This window comes from Streptomyces sp. NPDC025721 (genome assembly GCF_055558595.1).
Window position 1 is genome coordinate 13,166 of sequence record NZ_JBVHMF010000028.1, and the last position, 22,058, is coordinate 35,223.

18 protein-coding genes are annotated in these 22,058 nt (G+C 71.8%); 15 read left to right on the forward strand and 3 right to left on the reverse strand.

Annotation, left to right across the window (positions count from 1 at the left end; translation table 11 throughout):
- The first annotated feature begins 11 nt into the window (after window positions 1–11).
- The 12 genes from ACZ4EF_RS30010 to ACZ4EF_RS30065 all read left to right on the forward strand — a co-directional run bounded on the left by ACZ4EF_RS30010 (window position 12) and on the right by ACZ4EF_RS30065 (window position 13,237).
- Entirely contained in the window at window positions 12–1,736 is a 1,725-nt protein-coding gene (locus ACZ4EF_RS30010) for a nitrite/sulfite reductase (protein ID WP_391163896.1), read from the forward strand.
- Complete coding sequence (locus ACZ4EF_RS30015; protein WP_355338738.1) at window positions 1,733–1,912, forward strand: hypothetical protein; 180 nt, start codon at window positions 1,733–1,735, stop codon at window positions 1,910–1,912. The genes ACZ4EF_RS30010 and ACZ4EF_RS30015 overlap by 4 nt, the downstream gene beginning before the upstream one ends.
- Window positions 1,909–2,613, forward strand: coding sequence for a phosphoadenylyl-sulfate reductase (locus ACZ4EF_RS30020; protein ID WP_355338735.1), 705 nt, complete (start codon window positions 1,909–1,911; stop codon window positions 2,611–2,613). The genes ACZ4EF_RS30015 and ACZ4EF_RS30020 overlap by 4 nt, the downstream gene beginning before the upstream one ends.
- Window positions 2,614–2,708: 95 nt before the next feature.
- Window positions 2,709–3,248: an adenylyl-sulfate kinase gene (gene cysC, locus ACZ4EF_RS30025; protein ID WP_355338820.1), complete on the forward strand. Its 540-nt coding sequence runs from the start codon at window positions 2,709–2,711 to the stop codon at window positions 3,246–3,248.
- A complete protein-coding gene (gene cysD / locus ACZ4EF_RS30030; RefSeq protein WP_355338732.1) occupies window positions 3,245–4,180 on the forward strand; it encodes a sulfate adenylyltransferase subunit CysD in 936 nt (311 codons plus the stop codon). Before cysC ends, cysD begins: the two co-directional genes overlap by 4 nt.
- Before the next feature lie 2 nt (window positions 4,181–4,182).
- Window positions 4,183–5,547: a sulfate adenylyltransferase subunit 1 gene (locus ACZ4EF_RS30035; protein WP_401312203.1), complete on the forward strand. Its 1,365-nt coding sequence runs from the start codon at window positions 4,183–4,185 to the stop codon at window positions 5,545–5,547.
- A gap of 261 nt (window positions 5,548–5,808) precedes the next feature.
- The gene (locus ACZ4EF_RS30040; protein ID WP_355338726.1) at window positions 5,809–6,954 is read left to right on the forward strand and encodes an aliphatic sulfonate ABC transporter substrate-binding protein; all 1,146 of its coding nucleotides are present in this window, start codon (window positions 5,809–5,811) and stop codon (window positions 6,952–6,954) included.
- Between the two features lie 74 nt (window positions 6,955–7,028).
- Entirely contained in the window at window positions 7,029–7,832 is an 804-nt protein-coding gene (locus ACZ4EF_RS30045) for an ABC transporter ATP-binding protein (RefSeq protein ID WP_391048725.1), read from the forward strand.
- Entirely contained in the window at window positions 7,819–8,754 is a 936-nt protein-coding gene (locus tag ACZ4EF_RS30050) for an ABC transporter permease (protein ID WP_355338720.1), read from the forward strand. Before ACZ4EF_RS30045 ends, ACZ4EF_RS30050 begins: the two co-directional genes overlap by 14 nt.
- Window positions 8,754–9,506, forward strand: a complete 753-nt coding sequence (locus tag ACZ4EF_RS30055; protein WP_467507213.1) for a sirohydrochlorin chelatase — start codon at window positions 8,754–8,756, stop codon at window positions 9,504–9,506. Before ACZ4EF_RS30050 ends, ACZ4EF_RS30055 begins: the two co-directional genes overlap by 1 nt.
- A 212-nt stretch (window positions 9,507–9,718) precedes the next feature.
- Window positions 9,719–11,968, forward strand: coding sequence for an MMPL family transporter (locus ACZ4EF_RS30060; protein ID WP_467507286.1), 2,250 nt, complete (start codon window positions 9,719–9,721; stop codon window positions 11,966–11,968).
- A 246-nt stretch (window positions 11,969–12,214) separates the two neighbouring features.
- Window positions 12,215–13,237 (forward strand): sigma-70 family RNA polymerase sigma factor, encoded by a 1,023-nt coding sequence (locus ACZ4EF_RS30065; RefSeq protein WP_355338814.1) that lies wholly within the window; start codon window positions 12,215–12,217, stop codon window positions 13,235–13,237.
- On the opposite strand, the gene ACZ4EF_RS30070 is transcribed toward ACZ4EF_RS30065, so the two are convergent.
- Window positions 13,196–13,417, reverse strand: coding sequence for an STAS domain-containing protein (locus ACZ4EF_RS30070; protein ID WP_188280389.1), 222 nt, complete (start codon window positions 13,415–13,417; stop codon window positions 13,196–13,198). The genes ACZ4EF_RS30065 and ACZ4EF_RS30070 overlap by 42 nt on opposite strands.
- 342 nt (window positions 13,418–13,759) lie before the next feature.
- Here ACZ4EF_RS30070 and ACZ4EF_RS30075 point away from each other — a divergent pair, with 342 nt between their 5' ends.
- Window positions 13,760–14,626, forward strand: coding sequence for an aminoglycoside phosphotransferase family protein (locus tag ACZ4EF_RS30075; RefSeq protein ID WP_355338711.1), 867 nt, complete (start codon window positions 13,760–13,762; stop codon window positions 14,624–14,626).
- Between the two features lie 167 nt (window positions 14,627–14,793).
- Here ACZ4EF_RS30075 and ACZ4EF_RS30080 read toward each other — a convergent pair whose 3' ends face one another.
- Together ACZ4EF_RS30080 and ACZ4EF_RS30085 are read right to left on the reverse strand one after the other, a co-directional pair.
- Window positions 14,794–15,504: a 3'-5' exonuclease gene (locus tag ACZ4EF_RS30080; RefSeq protein ID WP_391048729.1), complete on the reverse strand. Its 711-nt coding sequence runs from the start codon at window positions 15,502–15,504 to the stop codon at window positions 14,794–14,796.
- Window positions 15,505–15,629: 125 nt separating this feature from the next.
- Entirely contained in the window at window positions 15,630–16,859 is a 1,230-nt protein-coding gene (locus tag ACZ4EF_RS30085) for an SAV2148 family HEPN domain-containing protein (RefSeq protein WP_355338811.1), read from the reverse strand.
- A 263-nt stretch (window positions 16,860–17,122) separates the two neighbouring features.
- On the opposite strand from ACZ4EF_RS30085, the gene glgX reads away from it, so the two are divergent.
- Complete coding sequence (gene glgX, locus ACZ4EF_RS30090) at window positions 17,123–19,261, forward strand: glycogen debranching protein GlgX (protein ID WP_467507215.1); 2,139 nt, start codon at window positions 17,123–17,125, stop codon at window positions 19,259–19,261.
- Between the two features lie 178 nt (window positions 19,262–19,439).
- A complete protein-coding gene (gene treY, locus ACZ4EF_RS30095) occupies window positions 19,440–21,962 on the forward strand; it encodes a malto-oligosyltrehalose synthase (RefSeq protein ID WP_391163892.1) in 2,523 nt (840 codons plus the stop codon).
- The last annotated feature ends 96 nt before the right edge of the window (window positions 21,963–22,058 follow it).

Below are 22,058 nucleotides of genomic sequence, written 5' to 3' on the forward strand. Positions count from 1 at the left end.
GACGCATCGCCATGGCTTCCACCCCTGACCTGCCCCAGACTCCGGCCGGAGACGCCGCCGCCGGGGCTGCCGCGTCGCGCCGCAAGGCCGGACGGCACCGCGGTGAGGGCCAGTGGGCCATGGGGCACTTCACGCCGCTCAACGGCAACGAGCAGACCAAGAAGGACGACGACGGTCTCAATGTGCGGACACGCATTGAGACGATCTACTCCAAGGCCGGATTCCAGTCCATCGACGGCGCCGACCTGCGCGGCCGGATGCGCTGGTACGGGCTGTACACGCAGCGCCGCCCCGGGATCGACGGCGGCAGGACCGCCATCCTGGAGCCGGAGGAGCTGGACGACGAGTTCTTCATGATGCGGGTCAGGATCGACGGCGGCCGGCTGACCGTGGCCCAGCTCCGGGTGATCGGCGAGATCTCGCAGGAGTTCGCCCGCGGCACCGCCGACCTCACCGACCGGCAGAACATCCAGTACCACTGGATCCGGATCGAGGACGTACCGGAGATCTGGCGCCGCCTGGAGGCGGTCGGCCTGTCCACCATGGAGGCGTGCGGCGACACGCCCCGCGTCATCCTCGGCTCGCCCGTCGCGGGCATCGCCGAGGACGAGATCATCGACGGCACCACCGCGATCGACGAGATCCACGACCGCTACATCGGCAGCAAGGAATTCTCCAACCTGCCGCGGAAGTTCAAGACCGCGGTCTCCGGCTCGCCGCTGCTGGACGTGGCGCACGAGATCAACGACATCGCCTTCGTCGGCGTCCGGCACCCCGAGCACGGCCCCGGCTTCGACCTGTGGGTCGGCGGCGGGCTGTCCACCAACCCCAAGCTCGGTGTGCGGCTGGGCGCCTGGGTGCCGCTGGACGAGGTGCCCGAGGTGTGGGCGGGCGTCATCGGCATCTTCCGCGACTACGGCTACCGGCGGCTGCGCGCCCGCGCCCGGCTGAAGTTCCTGGTCGCCGACTGGGGTCCGGAGAAGTTCCGCCAGGTGCTCCAGGACGACTACCTCAAGCGCGAGCTGACCGACGGTCCGGCGCCCGACCAGCCGGTGCAGCAGTGGCGCGACCACATCGGCGTGCACCGGCAGCAGGACGGCCGCTTCTACGTCGGCTTCGCCTCGCGGGTCGGCCGGATCGACGGCGCGACGCTGACGAAGATCTCCGAACTGGCCGCCGAGCACGGCTCCGACCGGCTGCGGACCACCGTCGACCAGAAGATGCTCGTCCTGGACGTCGAGGAGTCCCGGGTCGAGTCGCTGGTCGCGGGTCTGGAGTCGCTGGACCTCCAGGCCACGCCGTCGCCCTTCCGGCGCGGCACCATGGCCTGCACCGGAATCGAGTTCTGCAAGCTCGCCATCGTGGAGACCAAGGCGCGCGGCGCCTCGCTCATCGACGAACTGGAGCGGCGGCTGCCGGACTTCGACGAGCCGGTCACCATCAACATCAACGGCTGCCCCAACTCCTGCGCCCGTATCCAGGTCGCGGACATCGGTCTCAAGGGACAGCTCGTCACCGACGCCGACGGCGAGCAGGTCGAGGGCTTCCAGGTGCACCTGGGCGGCAGCCTCGGCCTGGAGGCGGGCTTCGGCCGCAAGGTCCGCGGTCTGAAGGTCACTTCGGCGGAGCTGCCGGACTACGTGGAGCGGGTGCTGACCCGCTTCCAGGCCGGTCGCACCGACGGCGAGCGCTTCGCGCAGTGGGCGGCGCGCGCCTCCGCTGAGGAGCTGTCATGAGCGAGCGGGCCGCGCCGTTCTACTGCCCCTACTGCGGGGACGAGGACCTGCGTCCGTCCGAGGAAGGCCACGGCGCGTGGGAATGCCACGCCTGCAATCGCGCATTCACGCTGAAGTTCCTCGGGCTGCTGTCCAGGGGAACGACCGCCAACTCCCCGCATGGAGGCGCCTCGTGACCACCGCACAGCACACCGCCGAGGACTTGCGCACCCTGGCCGAGCAGGCGGGCCGCGACCTGGAGGAGGCGTCCGCGCTCGACGTGCTGCGCTGGGCCGCCGACACCTTCGGGCCGCGGTTCTGCGTCACGTCCTCGATGGAGGACGCCGTGGTCGCGCACCTCGCCTCGCGGGCGCTGCCCGGCGTGGACGTGGTCTTCCTCGACACCGGCTACCACTTCCCCGAGACCATCGGCACGCGGGACGCGGTGGCGGCCGTGATGGACGTCAACGTCATCACGATCAGCCCGCGCCAGACCGTCGCCGAACAGGACGCCGAGTACGGGCCGAAGCTGCACGACCGCGACCCCGACCGGTGCTGCGCGCTGCGCAAGGTCGCTCCGCTGGAGGAGGGCCTGCGCGGCTACGAGGCGTGGGCGACGGGCCTGCGCCGCGACGAGTCGCCGACCCGGGCCAACACCCCGGTGGTGTCCTGGGACGCCAAGCGGCGGAAGGTCAAGATCGCGCCGATCGCCCGCTGGACGCAGGACGACGTGGAGGCGTACGTCGCCGAGCACGGGGTCCTCACCAACCCGCTGCTGACGGACGGTTACGCCTCGGTGGGCTGCGCGCCGTGCACCCGCCGGGTGCTGGAGGGCGAGGACGCCCGCGCCGGCCGCTGGGCGGGCCTGGGCAAGACCGAGTGCGGGATCCACCTGTGACGGCCGGTCGGACGGGGACCGGTGCCACGAAGGCCGGCCCCGCGCGGACCGGCGCGGTGACGACCGAGGCAGTGACGACCAGTCAGGAGTTGGGGATGACCACCGGCGCCACCGTCTGGCTCACCGGTCTGCCGAGCGCGGGCAAGACCACCATCGCCCACGCACTCGCCGAGCGGCTGCGCGCGCAGGGCCGCCGGGTCGAGGTGCTCGACGGCGACGAGATCCGCGAATTCCTCTCCGCGGGCCTCGGCTTCAGCCGCGAGGACCGGCACACCAATGTGCAGCGCATCGGCTTCGTCGCCGAACTCCTCGCCTCGCACGGCGTGTTGGCGCTCGTCCCGGTCATCGCGCCGTACGCCGACAGCCGCGAGGCCGTCCGCAAGCGCCACCAGCAGCAGGGCACCGGCTATGTCGAGGTGCATGTCGCGACACCGGTCGAGGTCTGCTCGGTGCGTGACGTCAAGGGCCTGTACGCCAAGCAGGCCGCGGGTGAACTGACCGGCCTGACCGGCGTGGACGACCCGTACGAGATCCCGGCCGACCCCGATCTGCGGATCGAGACCCAGGGCCGCACGGTCGAGGAGTCGGCTTCCGTACTGCACGCGCTGCTTGTCGAGAAGGGGCTCACCATATGACCGCCGCCGTCGCGCACTCCGGAAGCACGGACAGCCCGTACGCCCTCTCGCACCTGGACGCGCTGGAGTCCGAGGCCGTGCACATCTTCCGGGAGGTGGCGGGCGAGTTCGAGCGGCCGGTGATCCTCTTCTCCGGCGGCAAGGACTCGATCGTCATGCTGCACCTGGCGCTGAAGGCGTTCGCGCCCGCGGCGGTGCCGTTCTCGCTGCTGCATGTGGACACCGGGCACAACTTCCCCGAGGTGCTGGAGTTCCGGGACCGTACGGTCGCCGAGCACGGCCTTCGGCTGCATGTCGCGATGGTGCAGGAGTACATCGACGACGGGCGGCTGCGCGAGCGCCCCGACGGCACCCGCAACCCGCTCCAGACGGTGCCGCTGACCGAGGCCATCAGGGAGCACCGCTTCGACGCGGTGTTCGGCGGCGGTCGGCGCGACGAGGAGAAGGCGCGGGCCAAGGAGCGGGTGTTCTCGCTGCGCGACGAGTTCTCGCAGTGGAATCCGCGCCGCCAGCGCCCCGAGCTGTGGCAGCTCTACAACGGCAAGCACGCGCCGGGCGAGCACGTACGGGTCTTCCCGCTGTCCAACTGGACCGAGCTGGACGTGTGGCAGTACATCGCCCGCGAGAAGATCGCGCTGCCCGAGATCTACTTCGCGCACGAGCGCGAGGTGTTCAACCGGTCGGGGATGTGGCTGACCGCGGGCGAGTGGGGCGGCCCGAAGGCCGGTGAGCCGGTGGAGACCCGCCAGGTGCGCTACCGCACGGTCGGCGACATGTCCTGCACGGGCGCCGTCGACTCCGCCGCCACCACGCTCGACGCGGTGATCACCGAGATCGCCGCCTCCCGGCTGACCGAGCGGGGCGCGACCCGCGCCGACGACAAGATGTCGGAAGCCGCGATGGAAGACCGCAAGCGCGAGGGGTACTTCTAACCATGACCGCCACCACGGGTCCCACCAACCCCCTCACCGCCGAGCAGTTGTCGGCCACCACGCTGCTGCGCTTCGCCACCGCGGGCTCCGTCGACGACGGCAAGTCCACGCTGGTGGGGCGGCTGCTGCACGACTCCAAGTCGGTGCTCACCGACCAACTGGAGGCGGTCGAGCGGGCGTCGCTCGGCCGGGGCCAGGAGGCCCCGGACCTGGCGCTGCTCACCGACGGCCTGCGGGCCGAGCGCGAGCAGGGCATCACCATCGACGTCGCCTACCGCTACTTCGCCACCGCGCGGCGGCGGTTCATCCTCGCCGACACCCCGGGCCATGTGCAGTACACCCGCAACATGGTCACCGGCGCCTCGACGGCGGAGCTGGCCGTGGTGCTGGTCGACGCCCGCAACGGCGTGATCGAGCAGACCAGGCGGCACGCGGCCGTCGCGGCCCTGCTGCGCGTCCCGCACGTGGTGCTCGCGGTCAACAAGATGGACCTGGTGGACTACGCGGAGCCCGTGTTCGCCGCCATCGCCGAGGAGTTCACCTCCTACGCGGCCTCGCTGGGCGTCCCGGAGATCACCGCGATCCCGATCTCCGCGCTGGCCGGTGACAATGTCGTCGAGCCGTCCGCGCACATGGACTGGTACGGCGGCCCGACCGTCCTGGAGCACCTGGAGACGGTCCCGGTCAGCCACGACCTGACCGGCTGCCCTGCGCGGTTCCCCGTGCAGTACGTGATCAGGCCGCAGACCGCGGAGCACCCGGACTACCGCGGTTACGCGGGCCAGATCGTCTCGGGGCTGCTGCGCGTCGGCGACGCGGTGACCGTGCTGCCGTCGGGCCGTACCACCACGATCTCCGGGATCGACGCGCTCGGTGAGGCCGTCGACACCGCGTGGGCGCCGCAGTCGGTGACGGTGCTGCTCGCCGACGACCTGGACATCTCGCGCGGCGACATGATCGCGCCGACCGCGACGGCGCCCGCGATCACCCAGGACATCAGGGCCACGGTGTGCCATCTGCACGAGCGTCCGCTGCGGATCGGCGACCGCGTGCTGCTCAAGCACACCACCCGGACGGTGAAGGCGATCGTCAAGGGCCTGCCGTACCGGATCGACCTCTCGCACGGTCTCGCGCACGACAACGAGCCCGCCGAACTGGAGGTCAACGACATCGGAGCGGTGCTGCTGCGCACCGCGGAGCCGCTGCCGGTGGACGCGTACGCGGACTCCCGGCTGACCGGTTCCTTCCTGCTGATCGACCCGGCGGACGGTACGACGCTGACCGCGGGCATGGCGGGCGAGGCGTTCGCGGAGAAGACGGATCCGGCCGCGGGTGGCGCGGCCGACGACGAGGGTTGGGACTTCTGACGATGACTCAGGATGCCTTCTCGGGTTTCGCGAAGGAGGGCGGCCGCGTCGGCAGCGGCTCGCTCGGCGCGGGTACGGGCGGGGTCGCACGATGTGTGGGCTGACGCGCCCGGCCGCGGACCACGGGCACGCCGTGACCGCCGCCGTACCCCAGCGCCGCGCACAGCGGCCCCCGTTGCACCGCTTTCGAAGACCTGACGAACTTCCGGCCGCGCCCTGACCACGAGCGCGACACGCCGGGCCTTACGAGAGGACACCCACGTGTCTGCCCAGTCCCGTCCCGTATCCCGCGCCCTCCGCCGCCGCAGACTCACCGCCGCGGCCGCCGCCCTGCCGATCCTGTTCGGCGCTCTCGCCGCCTGCGGCTACGGCTCCAACGACGACAAGTCGAGTGACGCGACGACCGCGCCGGCCGCCAGTGCCGGTGCCGACGCGAAGAAGCTCTCCGCCGACCAGGTCAAGATCGGCTACTTCCCGAACCTGACGCACGCCACCCCGCTGGTCGGCCTCAAGGAAGGCATCTTCCAGAAGGAACTGGGCGCCACCACGGTCAAGGAACTGACCTTCAACGCGGGCCCCGAGGAGATCGAGGCGCTCAACGCCGGTTCCATCGACATCGGCTGGATCGGCCCCTCCCCCGCGATCAACGGCTACACCAAGTCGAACGGCGCCAGCCTGAAGATCATCTCGGGTTCGGCGTCCGGCGGTGTGAAGCTCGTCGTCAACCCCGACAAGATCAAGACGCTGGACGACGTCAAGGGCAAGAAGATCGCCACCCCGCAGCTCGGCAACACCCAGGACGTGGCGCTGCTGAACTGGATCAAGACCAAGGGCTGGAAGGTCGACGCGCAGAGCGGCAAGGGCGATGTGTCGGTGGTCCGCACCGACAACAAGATCACCCCCGACGCGTACAAGCAGGGCTCCATCGACGGCGCGTGGGTGCCGGAGCCCACCGCGTCGAAGCTGGTCGCCGAGGGCGCGAAGGTGCTGCTGGACGAGAGCACGCTGTGGCCCGACAACAAGTTTGTGATCACCAATGTGATCGTGTCGCAGAAGTTCCTCAAGGCGCACCCGGACGTGGTCGAGGCGGTGCTGCGCGGTTCGGTGAACACCAACGCGTGGATCGCGGCCAACCCCGACAAGGCCAAGGCGGACGCGAACGAGCAGCTCAAGAAGCTGACGCAGAAGGCGCTCCCGGCCAACGTCCTCGACCCGGCCTGGAAGTCCATCCAGGTGCTGGACGACCCGCTGGCGAAGACCGCGGGCGAGGAGGCGCAGCACGCCGTGGACGCCGGGCTGCTCAAGGCGCCGAAGCTCAACGGGCTGTACGACCTGACGCTGCTCAACAAGGTGCTCACGGCGGACGGCAAGCCGACGGTGGACGCCGCGGGGCTCGGCGCTCAGTAGCCCCGCCCGCGACACCCGCCCCCCCGACGACCCGTAGCGGCGTCAACCGCACCCGCCCCGTAGGACCCCAGGAGGTGACACCCATGGCCGACACCCTCACCAGTGCCGACGCGCAGACCGCGGAGCCCGAGGCGTACGCCGCGCGGCTCGACCATGTGTCGAAGGCGTTCGGCAGGCCCGGCGCCCGGCAACTCGTGCTGGACGACATCACGCTCGACGTGCGGCCCGGTGAGTTCGTCTGCCTCCTGGGGGCCTCGGGGTGCGGCAAGTCCACCCTGCTCAATCTGGTCGCCGGACTCGACAAGCCGTCCGCGGGCGCCATCGCGGCGCCCGGCGGGCGGCCCGCCCTGATGTTCCAGGAACACGCGCTGTTCCCGTGGCTGACGGCGGGCAAGAACATCGAACTGGCCCTGCGGCTGCGGGGCGTGCCCCGTGAGGAGCGCCGCCCCGAGGCCGAGCGGCTGCTGGACCTCGTACGGCTCGGCGGCGCGTACGGCAAGCGGGTGCACGAGCTGTCCGGCGGTATGCGGCAGCGCGTGGCACTGGCCCGCGCGCTCGCCCAGGACAGCCAACTGCTGCTGATGGACGAGCCGTTCGCGGCGCTGGACGCCATCACCCGCGATGTGCTGCACGACGAGCTGACCCGGATCTGGTCCGAGACCGACCTGTCGGTGCTGTTCGTGACGCACAACGTCCGGGAGGCGGTACGGCTCGCCGAGCGGGTCGTGCTGATGTCGTCGCGGCCGGGGCGGATCGCCCGTGAGTGGACCATCGACATCCCGCAGCCGCGCCGTATCGAGGACGCGGCCGTGGCGGACCTGTCCGTCGAGATCACCGAAGAACTGCGTGGGGAGATCCGCCGCCATGGCCAGCACTGAGACGTCCGCGCAAGGCGCCGTCCCGCTCGGGAAGACGGACGGGCCGGGCGCCGCGGACCGGCACGACCTGTCAGGGCTCGAAGCGGGCCTCGACGCGCTGGAGACCGTCGAGGTCCGGCGGGCGCCCTTCTGGGAGATCCTGTTCAAGAAGGTGCTGCCGCCGGTCACCGCGATCCTGCTGGTGCTGGTGGTCTGGCAGCTCGCGGTGTGGGGCGGTTTCTCCGACCCGACGAAGCTGCCCAGCCCGCACGCCGTCGGCCAGGCGCTGTCCGAGCGGTGGAACGAGGGCGACCTGCTCTCCATCATCTGGACCAGCGTGCAGCGCGGCCTGCTCGGCTTCGTCGCCGCGCTGGCCATCGGCACCCCGCTGGGCCTGCTGGTGGCCCGTGTGCCGTTCGTCCGGGCGGCGATCGGCCCGATCCTGTCCGGGCTCCAGTCGCTGCCGTCGGTGGCGTGGGTGCCCGCCGCGGTGATCTGGCTGGGCATCAACGACTCGGCGATGTACACGGTGATCCTGCTGGGCGCGGTGCCGTCGATCGCCAACGGCCTGGTGTCCGGCATCGACCAGGTGCCGCCGCTGTACCTGCGCGCGGGCCGCACCATCGGCGCGACCGGCCTGCGCGGCGCCTGGTTCATCCTGCTGCCCGCCGCGCTGCCCGGTTACGTCGCGGGCCTCAAGCAGGGCTGGGCGTTCTCCTGGCGCTCCCTGATGGCCGCCGAACTCATCGCGTCCTCACCGGACTTGGGCGTCGGCCTCGGCCGCTACCTGGAGAACATGCGCGAGGGTTCCGACATGGCCGGGGTCTTCCTCGGCATCCTGCTGATCCTGTTCGTCGGCATCGCCATCGACCAGATCATCTTCAGCCCGCTGGAGCGCTGGGTGCTGCGCAGCCGCGGCCTGACCGCCGGGGCCCAGCAGTAGTGCGCCCCGCCGCCCGGCCCCCCCTGGTCGTCATCGCGCACGGTTCCCGCGACCCGCGGCACGCCGAGACCGTGCGCGCGCTGACCCGGCGGGTCAGGGCGGCGCGGCCGGGTCTGCGGGTCGAGACCGGCTTCCTGGACTTCTGCGTCCCCTCGGTGCCCCAGGTGCTGGAACGGCTGGCGGCCGAGGGCGTACGGGAGACCGTCGCCCTTCCGCTGCTGCTGACCCGCGCCTTCCACGCCAAGGCCGACATCCCCGCCGTACTGCGGGACGCCCCCTCCCGGCTGCGGATCACGCAGGCCGACGTGCTCGGCCCGTCGCCGCTGCTGGTCGCCACCTTGGAGCGGCGGCTGACGGAGGCCGGGCTGCGGCCGGGCGACCGCGCCTCGACCGGTGTGGTGCTGGCCTCCGCGGGCTCCACCGACCCGGAGGCCAGGGCGGTGATCGCCGACATCGCGCGGGAGTGGCGGCGCACCGGATGGCGCGCCGTGCGGCCCGCGTTCGCCTCCGCCGCCCTGCCGCGCACCGAGGACGCCGTACGCGCGCTGCGCGCCGAGGGCGTCCGCCGGATCGCCGTGGCCCCGTACGTCATCGCGCCGGGCTTCCTGCCCGACCGGATCGCCCGCGGCGCGCGGGAGGCGGGCGCCGACGTGCTCGCGCCGGTGCTCGGCGCCGCGCCGGAGCTGGCCGAACTGCTGCTGCGCCGGTACGACGAGGCGCTGCTGCCCGCGCGCCGACTGGTGTCGGTGTAAGGGCCAACTTCCCGGCCATGGTGGGGTTGTCCCCACCCCTGAGGGGGAGCCCGCCCTCCCGGAAGTCACCAGCAGGCCGGATGGGTCGGCGCCCCGAGTCCCCATAGCGTCATAGGCGTACGGAGCGGCCCCGGATCACCAGGTCAGGCCGCCACCCATGACGATCCTTCAAGGGGGACACCGTGAGTCGCTCAGGCGCACACGGCAGCAGGATGGGCATCGCGGCGGCTATGGGCGGTTGGAGCGCCCGGCACCGCTGGGCGGCGGTGGGCGGGTGGCTGCTCTTCGTCATCCTGGCGATGTTCGTCGGGCAGTCGGCGGGCCGGGTCGACCTCGACCAGGACAAGTCGATGTCCGGCGAGATCAACCAGGCCGCCACGATCAAGGAGAACGCCGGGCTCAAGAGCGCGGCGGGCGAGATGGTGCTGATCCAGGCCAAGGGCTCGGGTCACGCGACCGACCCGGCCTTCCGCACCGCGGTCGCCGATGTGATGACCGCGGTCAAGGGCACGGGCAAGGTCACCGCGGTCACCTCGCCCTATGACACCAAGGCCGTCTCCGCCGACCGGCGTTCGGCGCTGGTCCGCTTCGACATGCTCGGCCTGGCGGACGACGCGCCCGACAAGGTGCAGCCGGTCATGGACGCGGTGAAGAAGGTCCAGTCGCGCCACGCGGACCTGCGGATCGAGGAATTCGGCGACGCGAGCGGCGGGAAGGTGCTCAACGACGCCTTCGGCAGCGACTTCAAGACCGCCGAGTTCTCCGCCGTGCCCGTGGCACTGGGCATCCTGCTGATCGCGTTCGGCGCGCTGGTCGCGGCGCTGCTGCCGGTGGCGCTGGCGATGACGGCGTTCATGGCCGCGGGCGGTGTGGTGGCGATGGTCAGCCACATCATCCCGATGAGCGACACCGCCAACTCCGTGATGCTGCTGGTCGGCCTGGCCGTCGGCGTCGACTACTGCCTGTTCTACCTGCGCCGCGAGCGTGAGGAGCGGGCCGCGGGGCACGACGGACAGACCGCGATCAAGATCGCGGCGGCCACCTCGGGGCGGGCCATCCTGATCTCCGGCATCACCGTGATCGTGGCCATGGCGGGCATGCTCTTCACCGGCATCGGTGACTTCAAGGCGATGGGCCTGGCCACGATGATCGTCGTCGCCATCGCGATGTTCGGTTCGGTCACCGTGCTGCCCGCGCTGCTGTCGCTGCTCGGCCACCGGGTCGAGAAGGGCCGCATCCCGTTCCTGAACCGCGGCCGGAAGAACTCCGCCCGGCGCGCCGCCAACCCCAGCAGCCGCTTCTGGAAGACCGTCCTGGGCCCGGTGCTGAGCCACCCCAAGACCGCCACGGTGATGGCGGGCGGCGCGCTGCTGGTCATCGCGCTCCCCGCGTTCGGCATGAAGACCGCGAATCTGTCGATGCCGCAGGAACTGGGCAGCAAGCTGCCGATCATCCAGACCTACGAACACATCAACGAGGCGTTCCCCGGCGGTCCCGACCAGGCCAACGTGGTCGTCAAGGCCGACGACATCAACGCCCCGGCGGTCAAGAAGGCCATCGCCGCCTTCCGCGCCGAGGCCGTGTCCTCGGGTGCCAGCAAGGGCCCGGTCACCCTGACCGTGCACGCCGCGCAGAACGTCGCCCAGATCGACGTACCGCTGGCCGGCGGCAGCGACCGCGCCAAGGCCCAGGACAACGTGCGGACGCTGCGCGACCACGTACGGCCCGACACGCTCGGCAAGGTCGACGGCCTCCAGGCGCCGGTGACCGGCGGGACGGCCGGGTCGATGGACTTCACGGCCAAGATCACCAGCAGTGTGCTGCCGGTCTTCGCCTTCGTGACCGTCTTCGCCTTCCTGCTGATGCTGCTGTCCTTCAGGTCGCTGACCATCGCGCTGACCTCGATCGTGCTGAATCTGCTCTCGGTGGGCGCGGCCTACGGCATCCTGTCCGCGGTCTTCCAGCACGGCTGGGGCGCGTCGCTGGTGGGCGCCACCGGTACGGGCGCGGTGGTGGCCTGGCTGCCGCTGTTCCTCTTCGTGATCCTGTTCGGGCTGAGCATGGACTACCACGTGTTCGTGGTCTCCCGGATCCGCGAGGCCAAGGTGCGCGGGATGAGCACCCGCGGCGCGATCGAGCACGGCATCACCACCACCGCGGGCGTCGTGACCAGCGCCGCCGTCATCATGGTCGCCGTGTTCGCGATCTTCGGGACGCTGTCCATGCAGAGCATGAAGCAGATGGGTGTCGGCCTGGCCTTCGCGGTGCTGATCGACGCGACCGTCATCCGCGGGGTGCTGCTCCCGGCCGTGATGAGCCTGCTCGGCGAGCGCAACTGGTACCTGCCGCGCTGGATGCACCGGCTGCCCGACATGACGCACGACGAGTCGACCCTGGCCCCGCCGCCGGTCGTCGCGCTGCCGGAGGAGCCGTACCGGGACCAGGTGCCCGACCGGGTCTGATCCCCGGCCGGGGCCTGATCCCCGACCAGGGGCCGGGAAGGGCCCCGGGACCTGTTCCCGGCCCGGCCCGGCCCGCCTCGGCCCGGCGCGAAAATTACCTCGGAAAATTCGGATCCCGCGTTTCTCCGCAGGTCACGGAGCCCCCGTCCCGCCCGGGACGGGGGCTCCGGCGCGTTCCGGGCGGTGTTCCGGGCCCCTTTTCCGGGCTCGTTGTCAGTGGGCGGGCCTAGTGTGGAAAGCGTGACCGTGAGAGAGAGCGAAAGCGCCGGGAGCGGTACCGCCCTGGCTGCCGACGAGGTGGAGCTCCGTCTTGAGGAGCACCGGGCAGAGCTGACCGGCTACTGCTACCGCATGCTCGGCTCGGTGTTCGAGGCCGAGGACGCCGTGCAGGAGACGCTGGTCCGCGCCTGGCGCGGGCAGCGCGGCTTCGAGGGGCGGGCCTCGTTCCGCTCCTGGCTGTACCGGATCGCGACCAATGTGTGCCTGGACAGTCTCAACGCGGGCAAGCGCCGGGCCCGCCCGATGGACCTGTCCCCCGCGTCGCACGCCGACGCGACGCTGCCCGCCGCCTCCCCGGAGAGCGTCTGGATCGAGCCGGTGCCCGACGTCCGCGCCCTGCCGTCCTCCGGCGACCCGGCCGATGTCGTGGTCTCCCGCGAGACGATCAAGCTGGCCTTCGTCGCCGCCCTCCAGCACCTGCCCGCCCGGCAGCGGGCCGTCCTGATCCTGCGCGAGGTGCTGGCCTGGAAGGCCAGCGAGACCGCGGAACTGCTCGGTACGACGGTGGCGTCGGTCAACAGCGCGTTGCAGCGCGCCCGCGCCACGCTCAGCGAGGCCGGGGTGAGCACGGCGGGGACCGACTACGCCAAGGCCGCCGCCGCGCCGATGGACGAGGCGCAGGAGAAGCTGCTCGCGCGCTATGTGGACGCCTTCGAGCGCTACGACCTCGATTCGCTGACCGCCCTGCTGCACGAGGACGTCACGCTGTCCATGCCGCCGTACGCCCTGTGGCTCCAGGGTCACCAGGACATACGCGACTGGTTCCTCGGCACCGGTATCGAGTGCAAGGACTCCCGGCTGCTGCCGGTGTGGGCGAACGGATCGCCCGGCTTCGGGCAGTACCGGTCGAACGGCCCGGAGGGCGGCCACCACCCGTGGGCGCTCCAGGTGCTGGAGATCACCGACGGCCGGATCACCGGCATCAACGCGTTCCTCGACACCGCGCACCTATTCCCGCTTTTCGGCCTCCCACTCGAACTGCCCCGCTAGCCCGGCGAGTTCGAGCAATTCGCGGAGTTCCGCGGTGGCGCCGCGCAACCGCACGGTGTGCCCGGTCCTGTGCGCGGCCAGCCCCAGCCGGGCGAGCGCGCCGATGGTGCCGGGCGCGCCGCCGGGGAGCCCGGTCACGTCCACGACCAGGGGTTCCGTCGGGCCGGGTGCCGCCGTCACAGTCTTCTCCGCCTCTCCTGGACCTGGCCCCCGGACGGGCCTTCATGGATACCGACCGGCCGGGCGGCCAGGATTCATCGCTGCGCGCCCGACGTATTCGGGCGTATTCACGGCGCATTCTCAGCCGGTGACGCGCGTTCAGGGGGCGCGCGGATGCGACACTGGCCTAGTTCCGCGCCGTTGACCGATGCTGTCGGCATATGCGGTACGGAAAGCGGCACGTCGGTGGGGCGGCGCGTGACACGGCGGGGGCGTACGGGGAGGGCGCGGGCGGGCGCGGCGGTACGGGACAGTGGACGATTCGGGACTGCGGGCGATTCGGCGAAGGGTTCGGGTTTCGGCATGGCGGACACGAGGGTGTTCACGCGGGAGCGGGCGCGGGCGGTGCTGGATGCCGCCGGGCATCACGAGGCCGAGCTGCTCGCCTTCGGCGAGAACGCGGTCTACGCCGCCGGGCGTCTGGTAATCAAGATCGGCCGCAGCGCCGATCTGCTGGAGCGGGCCCGGCGCGAGGTGCGCACCGCCGACTGGCTGGCCAAGCACGATGTGCCCGCCGTGCGCTCGGCGGAGTCCGAGGTGCGGCTGGTGGACGGCCACCCGATCACGTACTGGCAGCGGCTGCCCGAGCCGCTGCGGCCCGCGGAGCCCGCCGATGTGGCGCCGCTGCTGCTGCTCGTGCACGCGCTGCCCGAGCCGGACTTCGGGCTGCCGCCGCGTGAGCTGCTCGGCGGGGTCGAGCGCTGGCTGCGGCTGGCCGGGGACGCGATCGATCCGGCGGACGCCGCGTATCTGCGCAATCGGCGCGACGGTTTCGCGACCGCCGCGGCCGAGCTCGTACCGCACCTGGAGCGCGGGCCGATCCACGGGGACGCGCTGCCGCGCAACGTGCACATCGGGCCCGACGGGCCGGTCCTGGTCGACCTGGAGACCTTCTCCTCCGACCTGCGCGAGCACGACCTCGTCGTCCAGGCGCTCAGCCGTGACCGCTACGGGGTGCCCGCGGCGGCGTACGACGCCTTCACCGCCGCCTATGGCTGGGACGTCACCGAGTGGCCCGGCATCACCGTCCTGCGCGGTGCCCGCGAGACCGCCAGTTGCGCCTGGGTCGCCCAGCACGCCCCCGCCAGCCCGGCCGCCCTCAACGAATTCCGCCGACGTGTCGCTTCGCTGAGAGCCGCCGACCCCACCGTCCGCTGGTACTCCTTCTGACCCCGCCCCACCGCGGCGGCCTTCAAGGAAGGCACCGCTTCCCCACCCCATCACCCCCCGCACGGCCCCTAGTTGACCGCGACGCACAGGTGAGCCGAAGAGGGGGTGCCTCTTCAATCCGCCGCAGCGGCGGGCCGCGGGTTGGCGGGTGACCGGCCCCGGAGGGGTCAGGCGGCGGAGACGCGCAGCGGCCAGGCGCGGTCGATGGTGGAGGCGTCGGCGGACCCCTTGCGGCGGAGCCAGGAGGCGAAGTCCTCGGCCCAGTCGGCGTACCAGCCGCGCTGCTCGTCGTAGAGGTCCCAGAGGTCGGCGTCGGCGACCTGGGGGTAGCGGGCGGCGAGGGCGCGGGCGACGCGGACGGCGGCGAGGGCGTCGGCGCCCGCTTCGTGCGCGCCGTCGAGGACGACACCGTAGACGCCGCAGGCGGCCTCCAGGGTGCGCTTGCCGCGCCGGTACTTGTCGAGGGCGCGGTCCATCACCAGCGGGTCGAGCACGGGCCCCGGGCGGGCCCCGGGAACGGCCAGCGGCGGCAGCGCGTACCGCCGCAACTCCTCGTCCAGCAGGGTGAGATCGAAGGGCGCGTTGTAGACGACGACGGGCACCCCGGCCGCCCAGTACCCCCGCAGGGCGTCGGCGATCTCGGCGACGACCTCCGGCGCCGGGCGCCCCTCGGCCGCCGCGCGGGCGGTGCTTATGCCGTGGATGGCGGTGGTCTCCTCGGGAATGGCGACGCCGGGATTGGCCAGCCACGCCCGGTGCCGTACCGGCTCCCCGTCCTTCACCTCGGTGACCGCCGCGGTCACGATCCGCGCCTGGCGCGGATCCGTCCCCGTCGTCTCCAGGTCGAACCCGACCAACAGCTCCTCATGCCATGCCATGGCGAGCATCCTTCCCACCCATTTCCCCGTAACCCCCGTGTGCCCTGCCATCATCGCGCGGACCACTGACAGCGCCGGACGGCGGGGTTCCGTTTCCCGGGGCGTCCCCGCCCCTCCCCCGGAGGTCACGACACGGGACGGGAATCCGTCCAGATGCCCTCGAACTCCTCGCGGTAGACCTCGAAGAGCCCGTGTTCCGCGGGCCCTTCCTCGGCGACCACCTGCCGGGACCCGCCGCGCAGCAGCAGCACCGGCACCTCCATGCCGCGGGCCCGCCGCAGATAGGACTGCACGACGGCCAGGCCGTCGCCGGTGTCGCCGTCGACGAGGTAGGCGGTGAAGCGCGGGGTCTCGTCGAAGACCCGGATCTCGAAGGCGTCGGGGTCCCGCAGCCGGGCCCGCACCCGGCGCATGTGCATGATGTTCATCTCGACCGACCTGGCCAGCTCACCGCGCCCCAGGCCCAGTTCCCGCTCGCGGCGGCGGACCGTACTGCTCGCGGGGTTGAGGAAGAGCAGTCTGACCCGGCAGCCGGACTCGGCGAGCCGCACCAGGCGCCGCCCCGAGTAGTTCTGCACCAGCAGATTGAGGCCGATGCCTATCGCGTCGAGCCGGCGCGCGCCGGAGAACAAGTCCTCGACGGGGAGCTGCCGTTGCAGCCGCACGCGGTCCGGGTAGACGCCGATGACGTCGGAGTAGCGGTCGGCGACCAGGTCCTCGACGGCGTCCACCGGCAGCCGCTGCGCGGCCGTACGGGCGGGTCCCGCGCCCAGCAGCTCCAGCAGCTTGGCGGCGGCCCGCTCGGCCTGGTCCAGGACGGTCCTGGACAGCGCCCGGTTGCGCGAGACGACGTGCCGGGCCACCTCCAGCTCGTCCAGGGCGAGTTCGAGGTCGCGGCGGTCGTCGAAGTACGGCTCGAAGCACGGCCAGTGCTGGACGACCAGTTCGCGGAGCTGGGGCAGCGTCAGAAAGCTGAGCACATTGTCGTCGGCGGGGTCGAGCAGGAAGCCCTTACGGCGGCTCACTTCCCGTACGGCGACGGCCCGTTGCACCCATTCGTGCCCGGCCGGGCCCGCCGCGGCGACCACCCACTCCTCGCCGTGCACGGGCTCGTAGATCGGGCGCAGCACCGCGTTGACGACGGCGCGCAGGCGCTGTTCCACGAGGTTGAGCCATACGTAGGCCCGCCCGGCGCGCGTGGCGCGGGTGCGCACCTCCGACCAGGCTTCCGCGCCCCAGTCCAGCTCCGCTCCGATCTCCAGCGGCTGGGCGAGGGTGACCGCGCTCTGCACCGCCTCGGCGGCGGCACCGTCCGCGACCTGACGGTCCTCCTGATCTCCACCACCCGGGAGCATCAGACCTCCGGACGTCTCCACGCCACCCGCCTCCCACCCCCGTCCACGATCAAGGAAGGGTACTGCGGTGCAGGGTGCCCCGCAGCCCTGTTGACCCTACTTGACTACTACCGGACAAGCTCATCACCCTTGCGGTAGCTGGCTGTTGTGGCTTTGTCACCCTCGGGTGGACCAGGTGGGAGGATGCACTCTCGGCAACGAAGCTGGCCGGGAACGCGGAATCGGTCCGCGCTCTCCCGGTCCGGGAGTGGAAGAGTCACGAGATGCAAGTCTGGCCGGGTCAGTCGTACCCCCTGGGTGCCACCTTCGACGGCGCGGGCACCAACTTCGCCGTCTTCTCCGAGGTGGCGTCCCGTATCGAGCTGTGCCTGCTGCACGACGACGGGTCGGAGACGGCCGTCGAGCTGCGCGAGGCGGACGCCTTCGTACGGCACGCCTACCTGCCGGGGGTGATGCCGGGTCAGCGGTACGGCTTCCGGGTGCACGGGCCCTACGACCCGCCCCGCGGCCACCGCTGCAACTCCGCGAAGCTGCTCCTCGACCCGTACGCCAAGGCGATGAGCGGCAGCATCGACTGGGACGAGGCGGTCTACGGCTACCGCTTCGGACAGCCCGACTCGCGCAACGATCTGGACTCCGCCCCGCACACCATGACGTCCGTCGTGGTGAATCCGTACTTCGACTGGGCCGACGACCGCGCCCCGCGGATCGATTATCACAAGACCATCATCTACGAGGCCCACGTCAAGGGCCTGACGATGACTCACCCGGGTCTGCCGGAGGAGATCCGCGGCACCTACGCGGCGCTGGCTCACCCGGCCGTGATCGGCCATCTGGTGGAACTCGGGGTGACGACACTGGAACTGATGCCGGTGCATCAGTTCATCCAGGACCACCGTCTGGTGGACGCGGGCCTCGCGAACTACTGGGGTTACAACACCATCGGCTTTTTCGCGCCGCACCATTCGTACTGCTCGCTGGGCGACCGCGGGCAGCAGGTGCTGGAGTTCAAGACGGCGGTCCGCGCGCTGCACCGGGCCGGGATCGAGGTGATCCTGGACGTGGTCTACAACCACACGGCCGAGGGGAGCCACCTCGGGCCGACGCTGTCGCTGCGCGGCCTGGACAACGCCTCGTACTACCGGCTCGGCGGCGACAAGCGGTACTACACGGACACCACGGGCACCGGCAACAGCCTGCTGATGCGCAGCCCGCACGTCCTCCAGCTCATCATGGACAGCCTGCGCTACTGGGTCACCGAGATGCACGTGGACGGCTTCCGTTTCGACCTCGCGGCCACGCTGGCCCGGCAGTTCCACGAGGTGGACCGGCTCTCGTCCTTCTTCGACCTCGTCCAGCAGGACCCGGTGGTCTCGCAGGTGAAGCTGATCGCCGAGCCGTGGGACGTCGGCGAGGGCGGCTACCAGGTGGGCAACTTCCCGCCCCTGTGGACCGAGTGGAACGGGAAGTTCCGCGACACGGTACGGGACCTGTGGCGCGGCGAGAGCGCCACGCTGGCCGAGTTCGGCTCCCGGCTGACCGGTTCCTCCGACCTCTACCAGGACGACGGCCGCCGCCCGTTGGCCTCGGTCAACTTCGTCACCTGCCACGACGGTTTCACGCTGCGCGACCTGGTGTCGTACAACGACAAGCACAACGAAGCCAACGGCGAGAACAACCGTGACGGCGAGAGCTTCAACCGGTCCTGGAACTGCGGTACGGAGGGGCCGACGGAGGACGAGAAGGTGCGGTCGCTGCGCGGGCGGCAGATGCGCAACTTCCTCGCCACGCTGATGCTCTCGCAGGGCGTGCCGATGATCTCGCACGGCGACGAGTTCGGCCGCACCCAGAAGGGCAACAACAACGTCTACTGCCAGGACAACGAACTGGCGTGGGTGTCCTGGCCCGGCAAGCCGGACGACGGCGGGCCGAACGACGAGGCGCAGCAGTTGCACGAGTTCCTGCGCACGATGGTGTGGCTGCGGCGCGACCACGCCGTGTTCAGGCGGCGGCGCTTCTTCCACGGGCGGCCGGTCGAGGGCACGCACGACGAACTGTCGGACATCGCCTGGTTCACGCCCGAGGGGCAGGAGATGGCGCAGCGCGACTGGCAGGCGGCGCACGCCAGGTCGATGTCGGTCTTCCTCAACGGCAACGCGATCTCCGAACCGGGGCCGCGCGGCGAGCCGGTCACCGACGACTCGTTCCTGCTGATGGTCAACGCGGCGCCGAAGCCGCAGGAGTTCGTGGTCCCGGTCAACCACGGCTTGGAGTGGCAGCTCGTGGTGGACACCCAGTTGGCCGGGGGGGTCCCGCCGGGCACCGGCCAGCGCGTACAGGCCGGGGACCGGGTGGAGCTGGCCGACCGCAGCATGGTGGTGCTCCAGCGCCCGGCGCTGTAGCGGCCCGGCGGCGCGACACGTGCTCCGCGTGAGGCGGCACGGCCGGGGCTCCGCCTAAGGCGGCGCGGCCGGCCTGCCGCGGGGAAGGACGGGCCGCTTTCGGCGATACGGACGGCGTCCGGGGAGACCCGGGCGCGTTCGGCCGCTTCACGGCCGAATCCGGGGTAGAGAAGACCTCATGACCGGACTTCCCGTGACGCCCTCCGCCACCTACCGGGTGCAGGTGCAGCCCGGCTTCACCTTCGCCGACACCGCCGCGCACGTGCCGTACCTGGCCTCGCTCGGCGTCTCGCACCTGCATCTGTCGCCGATCCTCGAAGCGGTGCCCGGCTCCACCCACGGCTACGACGTGGTGGACCACTCGCGGGTACGCGAGGAGCTGGGCGGCGAGCAGGGCCTGCGGGCGCTGTCGCACACCGCCCGCGAGCACGGCCTCGGCCTGATCCTGGACATCGTCCCCAACCACATGGCGGTGCCCGCGCCCGAACACCTCAACGGCCCGCTGTGGGAGGTGCTGCGCGACGGTCCCGGCTCCGCGTACGCCGACTGGTTCGACATCGACTGGGCCGCGCTGGGCGGCAAGGTGCTGCTGCCTGTGCTGGGCGACCCCCTGCCCGACGTCCTCGGGCAGCTCTCGGTGGTCTCCGACAAGCGCGCGGGCGGCGAGGTGCTGCGCTACTACGACCACCGGTTCCCGCTGCGGCCGGGCACGGAGAATCTGCCGCTGCCGGAACTGGTGGAGGCGCAGTGGTACCGGCTGGCGTACTGGCGGCAGGCCCGCACCGAGCTGAACTACCGCCGCTTCTTCACGATCTCCGACCTGATCGCGGTCCGCGTCGAGCGGCAGGACGTCTTCGAGGCCACCCACGCGACCGTGCTGCGGCTGCTGCGCGAAGGCGTCGCCGACGGGCTGCGGATCGACCACCCGGACGGCCTCGCCGACCCGGCGGGCTATCTGCGCCGCCTGGCCGAGGCCAGCGAGGGGCGGTGGACGGTGGTGGAGAAGATCCTCCAGCGGGACGAGGCGCTGCCCGCCGACTGGGCGTGCGCGGGCACCACCGGGTACGACGCGCTCGACCGGATCGACGGGCTGTTCACGGACCCGGCGGGCGTCGCCGAAGTGACCGGCTTCTACCGGGAGTTCACCGGCGTCGAGGACAGCCGCGGCGGCCGGTGGGAGCCGACCGCGCGGCGCGCCGCCCACCGCATCGTCGGCCACGACCTCGCCGCGGAGGTCTCCCGCCTCGCGGCGAGCGCGCAGCGGGCGCAGCGCCCCGGCACGGGCGGCGGGACCGAGGGGGCGGGCGGGCCGGTAACAGCCGAGCACCAGGAGACCGACCCTTACACGGCGCCCTATGCGACGTCCGTGCTGGAGGAGGCGCTGCGCGAGCTGCTGGTCCGTATCCCGGTGTACCGCCCGTACGTACGCCCCGGCACCCCGGCGACGCCCGGCGACACCCTGATGGTGACCGAGGCCGCCTCCAGTGCGGCGGAAAGCGCCGACGGGCGGCTCGCCCCGGCGATCGGCCTGCTGCGCGACCTTGCGCTCGGCCGCCCGGCCGAGGGCGCGACGGTGCCCGGTGAGGACGCCGACGACTTCGCCGTCCGCTTCGCGCAGGTCGCCTCCGCGCTGCACGCCAAGTCCGTCGAGGACACCGCCTTCTACCGCTACTCGCCGCTGCTGTCGCTGTGCGAGGTCGGCCGCAGCCCGGCGCATCCGGCGACGGCCCCGGAGGAATTCCACGCCTATTGCGCGCGGATTCAGCGCGACCACCCCGGTACCGGCACCGTCCTGTCCACGCACGACACCAAGCGCAGCGCCGACCTGCGGTTGCGACTGGCCGTCCTGTCCGAACTCCCCGACGCCTGGCGGGAGTGGATGGGCGCCCGCGAGGCCCGCGCCGAGCGGTCAGGCGACGCGCCCGCGCCCGACCGGCACACCGCGTACACCGTCTTCCAGACCGGCGTCGGCCTCGGCTTCTGCCACCCGGACCGGCTGGTGCCCGCCGCCCTCAAGGCGGTCCGCGAGGCGGGCCTGCACACCTCGTGGACCGAGCAGGACGAGGCGTACGAGAAGGCCGTCACCGACTTCACCGAGCAGGGCCCGTGCGGCGCGGGCGTCTACGACGTCGGCGAATTCGTCAACTCCCTCGCCCCGTACGCCGACGCCAACGCGCTCGGCGCGGCGCTGGTGCACCTGACGATGCCGGGGGTGCCCGACGTCTACCAGAACACCGAATTCCCGGTGTACACCCTGGTCGACCCGGACAACCGCGGCCCCATGAACGGGCCGGTCGGCGGGACCCAGCGGTTCGGCGTCGACCGCACCCTGGACCGCCTGCTGGACGGCGCCGCGCCGGGCTCCTTCGACGAGGCCAAGCTGCGCCTGACCGCGGTGGCGCTCCGGCTGCGGCGCGACCGCCCCGAGTGGTACGGCCCCACCGCCTCGTACATCCCCCTCGTCGCGCAGGGTCCTGCCGGTGACCACTGCCTCGCCTTCCTGCGCGGCGGCTCCGCCCTCACCGTCGTCACCCGGCTGTCCGCCCGCCTCGCCGCGGCGGGCGGCTGGCGCGAGGCGTCGCTGCCGCTCCCTCCGGGCCGCTGGCACGACCGCCTGGGCGGCGGGACGTACGAGGGCGCGGCCCCGCTGGCCGAACTGCTGGGCCGCAGCCCTGTGGCCCTGCTGACCCCGGAGAGGTGAGCGCGGCGAGGTGAGCCCGGCGGGCTGAGCCGCCCACGCCCGCTCCCGCGCACCCGCGTCGACATCCCAACAGGGCCGCCGCGTAAAACCGGTGGC